Origin of the sequence: Kitasatospora sp. NPDC057198 (assembly GCF_042670125.1) — a bacterium.
Classification (GTDB): Bacteria; Actinomycetota; Actinomycetes; order Streptomycetales; family Streptomycetaceae; genus Kitasatospora.
The window spans coordinates 1-6,907 of sequence record NZ_JBHUWH010000411.1; the positions used below are offsets into that span (position 1 = coordinate 1).

The 6,907-nt window shown below is 74.7% G+C and carries 8 protein-coding genes and 1 pseudogene; 2 read left to right on the forward strand and 7 right to left on the reverse strand.

Going from position 1 to position 6,907, the window contains the following annotated elements:
• Positions 1 to 22: 22 nt before the first annotated feature.
• Positions 23 to 574 carry a DUF1697 domain-containing protein gene (locus ACFUEL_RS31645; RefSeq protein WP_380240326.1) on the forward strand — a complete coding sequence of 184 codons (552 nt, stop codon included), beginning with the start codon at positions 23 to 25 and terminating at the stop codon, positions 572 to 574.
• Positions 575 to 595: 21 nt separating this feature from the next.
• On the opposite strand, the gene ACFUEL_RS31650 is transcribed toward ACFUEL_RS31645, so the two are convergent.
• Entirely contained in the window at positions 596 to 1,570 is a 975-nt protein-coding gene (locus tag ACFUEL_RS31650) for a helix-turn-helix transcriptional regulator (protein WP_380240328.1), read from the reverse strand.
• A 115-nt stretch (positions 1,571 to 1,685) separates the two neighbouring features.
• On the opposite strand from ACFUEL_RS31650, the gene ACFUEL_RS31655 reads away from it, so the two are divergent.
• Positions 1,686 to 2,084 carry a VOC family protein gene (locus ACFUEL_RS31655; protein WP_380240330.1) on the forward strand — a complete coding sequence of 133 codons (399 nt, stop codon included), beginning with the start codon at positions 1,686 to 1,688 and terminating at the stop codon, positions 2,082 to 2,084.
• A 7-nt stretch (positions 2,085 to 2,091) separates the two neighbouring features.
• On the opposite strand, the gene ACFUEL_RS31660 is transcribed toward ACFUEL_RS31655, so the two are convergent.
• The 6 genes and pseudogenes from ACFUEL_RS31660 to ACFUEL_RS31685 all read right to left on the reverse strand — a co-directional run.
• Entirely contained in the window at positions 2,092 to 2,820 is a 729-nt protein-coding gene (locus ACFUEL_RS31660; protein ID WP_380240332.1) for a TetR/AcrR family transcriptional regulator, read from the reverse strand.
• Between the two features lie 86 nt (positions 2,821 to 2,906).
• The gene (locus tag ACFUEL_RS31665) at positions 2,907 to 3,131 is read right to left on the reverse strand and encodes a tautomerase family protein (RefSeq protein ID WP_380240334.1); all 225 of its coding nucleotides are present in this window, start codon (positions 3,129 to 3,131) and stop codon (positions 2,907 to 2,909) included.
• A gap of 83 nt (positions 3,132 to 3,214) precedes the next feature.
• Positions 3,215 to 3,961 (reverse strand): SDR family oxidoreductase, encoded by a 747-nt coding sequence (locus ACFUEL_RS31670; RefSeq protein ID WP_380240336.1) that lies wholly within the window; start codon positions 3,959 to 3,961, stop codon positions 3,215 to 3,217.
• 132 nt (positions 3,962 to 4,093) lie between these two features.
• Entirely contained in the window at positions 4,094 to 5,068 is a 975-nt protein-coding gene (locus ACFUEL_RS31675) for a DUF1152 domain-containing protein (protein ID WP_380240340.1), read from the reverse strand.
• A gap of 83 nt (positions 5,069 to 5,151) precedes the next feature.
• Positions 5,152 to 6,126, reverse strand: coding sequence for a DUF1152 domain-containing protein (locus tag ACFUEL_RS31680; protein ID WP_380240338.1), 975 nt, complete (start codon positions 6,124 to 6,126; stop codon positions 5,152 to 5,154).
• A 571-nt stretch (positions 6,127 to 6,697) separates the two neighbouring features.
• A pseudogene (locus tag ACFUEL_RS31685) lies at positions 6,698 to 6,859 on the reverse strand (hotdog fold thioesterase); the annotation flags it as partial.
• Positions 6,860 to 6,907: the final 48 nt, after the last annotated feature.

Here is a 6,907-nt window from a genome sequence, read left to right on the forward strand (position 1 = left end):
GGCCGCGCCTACACTCGGCCGGATGGAGACCTACATCGCCTTCCTGCGGGCGGTCAACGTCGGCGGCCGCACCGTGAAGATGGACCGGCTGCGGGAGCTGTTCACCGAGCTGGGGCTGGAGGGGGTGCGCAGCTACATCCAGAGCGGGAACGTGTTCTTCCGCACCGCCGAGACCGACCGGGCGGCGCTGGCGGCCCGGATCGAGGCGGGCCTGGAGGCCGGGCTCGGCTACCCGGTGCCGGTGCTGCTGCGCACGGTCGACGAGGTCGAGGCGCTGCTCGCGCTGGACCCGTTCGCGGGGGTGGAACTCACCGAGGACAAGCGGCTGTGCGTGCTGTTCCTGTCCGAGCCGCTGCCGCAGGAGATCCGGGCCGCGCTGCCGGTCGCCTCGCCGAAGGGCGACTGGGAGATGGTCGGCGCCACCGCGGACGCGGCGTTCGTGGTGATGTACGTGCGCAACGGCCGGCTGAACGGGAACCCGGCCACCGCGTTCCCCAAGTCGTACCGGGGTCAGGCCACTTCGCGCTTCTTCCACACCACCGGGAAGATCGTCGCGGCGGCCCGCAAGGGCTGACGGCGGGCCGCGGCGCGGTGGTCAACTCCCGCCGCGCCGGGCCGATTCGGCCAGCCGTTCGGCCAACTCTGAGACCAGCCTGCGCAGTTCGGCCGGTTCGACGATCGCGAACGGGCGGTCGAGGGCGGCCAGCACGCCCGGGAGCCAGTCGAGTTCGGCCACCCGCAGTTCGACGTCCGCCCAGCCGTCGGCGTCCGGCTCGCCGACCAGGGCCAGCCCGGCGGGCAGCCGGGCGCGGATCAGCCCGGCGTCCGCCCGGACCCGCAGCCGGACGCGGTGCCGGTGCGGGGCGGTGGCCAGGGCGTGCAGGACGCGCGCGGCCGGGTCCGGCCCGGCGGGCGGGTCGAAGGTGCCCGGCAGCGGGCGCGGCGCGGCCAGCCGGTCGAGCCGGAACAGCCGGTCCGCGCCGACCCCGGTGTCCCGCCCGGTCAGGTACCAGCGGCCCGCGTGCAGCACCAACCCGTGCGGCTGGACGGCCCGTTCGCCGCTGCGGCCGTCCGCGGAGGTGTAGCGGAAGGCCAGCGGGCGGCGGTGGCGCACCGCGTCGGCGACGGTCAGCAGCGCCTCCGGATCGGGGGCCGCTCCGGGGGCGGCGGGGGCGGCGGTGAAGGTCAGGGCCGCCGACAGGGCGTCCAGGCGGTGGGCGAGCCGGGGCGGCAGCACCCGGCGGATCTTCGCGGCGGCCGTCTCGCCCGCGGTGGCGGAGGCCGCGGACAGCCCCGCCCGCTCCGCGGCGACCAGGCCGAACAGGGCCGCCAGCGCCTCCTCGCCGGTGAGCATCAGCGGCGGCATCCGGTGCCCGGGGGCGAGCCGGTAGCCGCCGTAGCGGCCGCGGACCGACTCCACCGGCAGGTCCAGGTCGACCAGGTGCGCGACGTACCGGCGGACGGTGCGCTCGTCCACCTCCAGCCGTTCGGCCAGCTCCGCGACGGTGCGGACGCCGCCGGACTGCAGCAGCTCCAGCAGGGCGAGGACGCGGGCCAGGGGTCGGGTCATGCCGCTGATTCTCCCCCCGATACCGGGCGGATTCCGTCCGGTATCACCGCTAGCGTCGGAAGCCGGAAGCCGGAAGCCGGAACCATCGCACTGGAACACCGCACGGGAGCCCCGCATGCACCTCGTCTCCGTCCGCCTGATCACCGCCGACGTCGACCGCCTGGTCGCGTTCTACGAGCGCGCCACCGGCCTGACCGCCGTCCGGGCCACCCCCGACTTCGCCGAACTCCGCACTCCCGCCGGGACGTTGGCGATCGGCAGCACCCGCACCGTGCCGCTGTTCGCCCCGGGCTCGGCCGAGCCGGCCGCGAACCGCAGCGCGATCGTGGAGTTCCTGGTCGAGGACGTCGACCTGCTGCACCGCCGACTGGCCGACGGCGGCACGGAGTTCGTCGGCGGGCCGACCACCCTGCCGTGGGGCAACCGCTCGCTGCTGGTCCGCGACCCGGACGGCACCCTGGTCAACTTCTTCACGCCGGTGACGCCGGAGGCCCGAGCGCGGCAGGCGATCTGACGGTGCGTCAGGAGGCGGGCCGCTGGAGGGCGTCCAGCCACACCAGCAGCAGGGCGGTCTCCGCCGCGCCGAGCGGGGAGTTCCGCTGCCCCAGCTGGGCCTCCAACTGGCGGGCGGCGGCGGCGAGCCGGTCCTCCTCGGGGGCGGGCGCGGCTGCCGACTCGTCCAGGCAGGCGGCGAAGACCGCGTCCCGGACCCGGGTGGGCAGGGCCGGGTCGGCGAACCGCTCCGGCTGGGAGAGCAGGCTCAGGGTGACGCCGACGTTGGCCGCCAGGATGGTCTGCGCGGCCTCCCCGGCGGGGATCCGCAGCGCGCCGACCGCCGCGCAGCGCTCCAGGGTCCGCTGGAGCATCTCGAAGATCCGGGCGGCGGTCTCCGGCACCTCGGGCAGTGCCGGTGAGAACATCAGCCGGTACAGCGCCCGGTTGGACAGCGCGAAGTCCACGTGGTCGTCCCAGCCCGCGCGCAGGTCGGCGACCGGGTCGCCGGTGACGGCCAGGCGCTGCTTGCGGCCGATGTAGCGCTCGAAGCCGTGCGCGACCAGTGCGGTCAGCAGGCCGTTCTTGTCGCCGAACAGCCGGTACAGCACGGGCTGCTTGACGCCGACGGCCTCGCACACGGCGCGGGTCGAGACGTCGTTGTCGGAGGACTCCTCCAGCAGGTCCTCGGCGGCCTCCAGCATCCGGGAGCGCAGGTCGCCCGTCCCCCGGGGGGTGCCGCCGGTGGCGTCGTTCATGGCCTGCTCCTCGCCTGTCCCTCGCCCGTCCTTCGCCCGTCCTTCGGGCCGGTGCCGCCCGGCCAGCGTAGTGGAGGGCGGATCCGCTACTCGGCCGGAGCGTCACCGGTCCCGTTGATCATGGCGGCGGTCAGGACGTGGCCGCCGATGCCCCAACCGCCGTCGGTGACCTCCTCGACCAGGACCATGGTGTTCTGCCGGGCGCGTTCGCCGTAGATCTCGGCGTACAGGTCGGTGACGCGGTCGACGATCAGCTGCTTCTGCGCCGGGGCCAGGGTGCCGGCGGGAACCTTGAAGTTGGCGAAAGGCACGGGGTTCTCCTCGTGAGAGTGGTGCGGGGTGGTGCGGGGGCGGGTGGCGCAGGGCCGGGTGGTGCGGTGGGGGCGGGGCCGGTTCAGGCGATGCCGCCGTTGCTGCGGATGTTCTGGCCGTTGATCCAGCGGCCGGCCGGGCCGGCCAGGAAGACGGCCAGGTCGGCGATGTCCTCGGGGGTGCCCAGGCGTTCCAGCGGGGGCTGGGCGGCCAGCCGGTCGACGGCGGCCTCGTCCTTGCCGTCCAGGAACAGCGGGGTGGCGGTGGGGCCGGGGGCGATCGTGTTGACCGTGACGTCCCGGCCGCGCAGCTCGCGGGCCAGCACCAGGGTCAGTGCCTCGACGGCGCCCTTGCTGGCCGCGTACGCCCCGTAGGTCGGGAACTGGAGGCCGAGCACCGAGGTGGAGAAGTTGATCAGCGCCCCGCCCCGGCGCAGTCGGCGGGCGGCCTGCTGGGCGACCACGAAGGTGCCGCGGACGTTGACCCGCTGCACCTCGTCGAAGTCGGCCAGGTCGAGTTCGGCGACCGGGGCCAGGCGCATCACGCCCGCGGTGTGGACGACCACGTCCAGCCCGCCGAACTCGGCCTCGACCAGGTCGAACGCGGCGGCCATCGCCCGCTCGTCCGCGACGTCACCGCCGACCGCCAGGGCCCGGCCGCCGGCCGCGGTGACCTCGGCGACCAGGTCCTCGGCCTTGGCCCGGTTGCCGGAGTAGTGGACGGCGACGGGGTGCCCGGCGCGGGCGAGCCCCTGGACCACGGCCCGGCCGATGCCGCCGGAGCCACCGGTGACCAGGGCGACCCGGGGTGCTGCGTCAGTGCTGGACATGGCGGTACCTCTTTCGTCTCGACGAAGTCGCATGTCGTTGATAACGGCCTGCTGTTGTCAACGATAACACAGAATCGTTTCGACGCTACGGGTATGTTGTTATCGATGAAACGCCGCGGTGCGGGGCGCCGGTCAGTGCGGGAGGGGCAGGGCCGGGCGCAGCCGGGGCAGCTCCTCGCGGAAGTCGGCGATCACGGAGGCGATCTCCCGGGTCGTGGTGGTGCCCTCCAGCCGGTCGAGGTAGAGGTTCCGGGCGGCCAGCGCCTCGACCGTGGCGCCGAAGTAGAGCGTCATCAGCGGGTTGACGAACAGCGTGCTGTCGCGGGTGCGTTCGGTGAAGCGGACGTCGCCGAACTCGCCGCGCAGTGCGGCGGCGATCGAGCCGTGCACGATGCTGGGGTGCTCGGGGCACTCCTCCCGGGCCCGGGTGACGGCGTCCAGGTAGCGGGCGGCCCCGGGGGAGCCGGCCGGGATCGAGAAGGCGCCGAGGTAGCCGCCGTCGCGGTGCAGCGCGGCCAGGTTCTCCAGCACCAGGCCGTGGCTGACGCCGTGGTGCGCGTCGATACCGAAGCCCAGGCAGGCCACCAGCCGGTGCGGCACGTTCCGCAGCCCGGCGACCGCGGCCAGCGAGGCCATGTCCTCCTCGGGGGTGCCGAGGCCGGCCTCGTCGCCGCGCAGCAGGATGTCGGTGCCGCCGTCGACCAGCAGGATCGCGTCGATCCCGAGCCGCCGCACCAGCGCCCGGTACGCGGCCCGCAGCGGCTTCACCCCGCACGAGGCGAACGCCCAGACGGTGTCCGGCAGCCCGTGCTCCGGCCCGTGCTCCCGCAGCCAGCGGGCCAGCGACCGTTCGGGGAACCCGGGTTCGGCGGAGCGGGTGTCGGGCGTGATCCGGGCCAGCTGCGGCCCCGCCCAGGCGCTGCCGTCCAGGCCGTAGTGGTGGGTGAACGCCAGGTTCGCCAGGTGCACTTCGCGCCCGGCGGCCCGCAGCGCGAGCGCGATCGGCAGGCCCGCGTACACGTCGTGGCCGCCGCCCGCGCCGGCGACCAGGATCCGCTCGGCACCCAGCAGGCGGGTGAGCAGCGGTGGTTGGAGGAGTTCGTCAATGGTCATCGAGGGCGGACGCTAGCAGCGGGGCCGGGCCGGGCGGCAGCGGTTTTCGGCACCGCGCGGGCGGCGCCGGGGCCGGGTCAGTGCGGGAAGGCCCGGGGCGGCCGCTGCCGGGGGAGGGCGTCCTGGAAGCGTGCGATGGCGGAGGCGACCTGTCCGAGCAGCACGGTGTGCTCCAGCCGGTCGAGGTAGAGGTTCCGGGCGGCCAGTGCCTCGACCGTGGCGCCGAAGTAGAGCGTCATCAGCGGGTTGACGAACAGCGTGCTGCCGCGGGTGCGTTCGGTGAAGCGGACGTCGCCGAACTCGCCGCGCAGTGCGGCGGCAATCGAGCCCTGGACGATGCTGGGGTGCTCGGGGCACTCGTCGCGGGCGTGCGCGACGGCGTCCAGGTAGTGGGCGGCCTCGGGGGAGCCGTCCGGGATCGAGAACGCGCCGAGGTAGCCGCCGTCGCGGTGCAGCGCGGCCAGGTTCTCCAGCACCAGGCTGTGGTTGACCCCGTGGTAGGCGTCGATGCCGAACCCGAGCGCGGCGACCAGCCGGTGCGGCACCTCCGGCATCCCCGCGACGGCGGCCAGCGAGGCCATGTCCTCCTCGGGGGTGCCGAGCCCGGCCTCGTCGCCGCGCAGCAGGATGTCGGTGCCGCCGTCCACCAGCAGGATCGCGTCGACGCCCAGCAGGTCGACCAGCGCCCGGTACGCGGCCCGCAGCGGCTGCACCCCGGTCGGCGGGAACGCCCAGACGGTGTCCGGCAGTTGGAGGTCGGACCGGTGCTCCCGCAGCCAGCGGGCCAGCGAGCGTTCGGGGAAGTACCGGTCGGCGGAGCGCACGTCCGGGGTGATCCGGGCCAGCTCGGGGGCCGCCCAGACGTCCAGGTCGAGGCCGTGCAGACTGCTGAACGAGGAGTTGGCGAAGTGCACTTCGCGCCCGGCCGCCCGCAGCGCGAGCCCGATCGGCAGCCCCGCGTACACGTCGAACCCGCCGCCCGCGCCGGCGATCAGGATCCGCTCGGCGGCCAACAGCCGGGTGAGCAGCGGGGGCTGCAGCAGACTGGTCACCAGCGGAAGGTACCAGGCGGCCGGCGCGGCCCCGGGGGAACGCGGTTGTCAGTGCCGGTGGGCAGAGTGCCCGGCATGTTCGAGGGACTTGACGAGATCGACTGGCCGACGATGCACCACGCCTACGGCACCGCCGAGGAGGTGCCCGGACTGCTGCGCGGGATCGCCTCCGCCGACCCGCAGGCGCGCGGCCGCGCGTGCAGCAGGTTCTACAGCGCCGTGCACCACCAGGGCGACGTGTACCGGTGCACGGCCGCGGCCCTGCCGTTCCTGTTCGAGCTGGCGCGGGACACCACCGCGCTGGGGCGGGCGGCGGCGGTCGAACTGCTGGTCAGCGTCGGCGGGTCCGCGGTCGGGCGCCTCGACTACGAGCGGGTCCGGCGCGCCGAGAAGGGCGTGGAGGAGACGGAACCGGACCCCGCGGACCCCTACTGGGAGTACTGCGGGCACCCCGCGGCGGCGGCCCTGCTGCGGGAGCGGGCCGAGGAGTTCGTCGGGTTCGCCGCCGAGCCCGACCGGCTGCTGCGGCAGGCCGCGATACCGGCGCTCGGCCTGTTCCTCGAGGACGACCGGCGAAGGCGGTGTCGGCCAGCAGGAACAGGAAGCCGCCGTGGGCGGTCCGGTGGCCGTTCACCATCGCCGGGGTCACCGTCATGCGCACCACGGCCCGGCCGGCGCTGTGCTCCACCAGCTCGATGCCGAGCCCCCGGGAGGCCTCGTCCGCGGAGAACATCGCCTCCGTGGGCGTCTGCTCAGTGGCCTGCGACACCGTACCCACCAC